Source organism: Delftia sp. WSY_22 (genome assembly GCF_043104185.1).
In the GTDB taxonomy this organism is placed as follows: Bacteria; Pseudomonadota; Gammaproteobacteria; order Burkholderiales; family Burkholderiaceae_C; genus Comamonas; species Comamonas tsuruhatensis.
On sequence record NZ_JBICKN010000055.1, the window covers coordinates 1 to 911 of the forward strand.

General features: G+C 73.2%; 1 pseudogene. It reads right to left on the bottom strand.

Annotated elements, in window-relative coordinates:
* Positions 1-911: pseudogene (locus tag ACF8NF_RS23270) on the bottom strand (hypothetical protein); the annotation flags it as partial.

Consider the following 911-nt stretch of genomic DNA (forward strand, 5'->3'; position numbering starts at 1 on the left):
TCATCGCCAAGCACGCCACCCAGCAAGCCGCCGTCACCGCCGAGCAAGCCACCGACCAGGCCGTCGTCGCCGAGCACGCCACCCAGCAGGCCGCCGTCACCGCCGAGCAAGCCGCCGACCAGGCCGTCGTCGCCGAGCACGCCACCCAGCAGGCCGCCGTCACCGCCCAGCAAACCACCGACCAGGCCGTCATCGCCAAGCACGCCACCCAGCAAGCCGCCGTCACCGCCGACCACACCACCCAGCAGGCCATCGCCGCCGGTCAGGCCGGCCAGCACGCCGTTGACGGTGCCGATCACCGGCTGCAGTGCCTGGCCCGGGACCTGCGTCAGACCGTTGGCCAGGTCCGTCACCACACCCAGCGGACCGCCGTTGACCTGGGTCACGCCTTCCACCAGACCCGTGACCACGGACAGGGCGCCGGTGCCGGGGTCGATCAGCGCATCCAGTACCTGGCCCACAGGCGCTCCGGCCGTGCCGCCGAGCAGGTCGCCAACGGTGTTCTGCACCGTGGTGACAAGGCCGTCGCCGCTGCCTGTGCCGCCGCCCGGAACCAGGCCGCCCAGCAGGCCGCCGACCAGGCCGTCTTCGCCAAGCACGCCACCCAGCAGGCCGCCGTCACCGCCGAGCAGGCCGCCGACCAGGCCGTCGTCGCCAAGGACGCCACCCAGCAGGCCGCCGTCACCGCCCAGCAGGCCGCCGACCAGGCCATCGTCGCCAAGGACGCCGCCCAGCAGGCCACTGTCACCGCCCAGCAGGCCGTTGACCAGCTCGCCGATGCCGCCTTCACCCAGGCCGCTGCCCAGGCCGGCAATCAGGCCGTTGAGGGTTCCGATCACGGGCTGCAGTGCCTGGCCATCGACCTGGGTCAGGCCATTGACCAGTTCGGTCAGCACGCCCAGGGGGCCGCC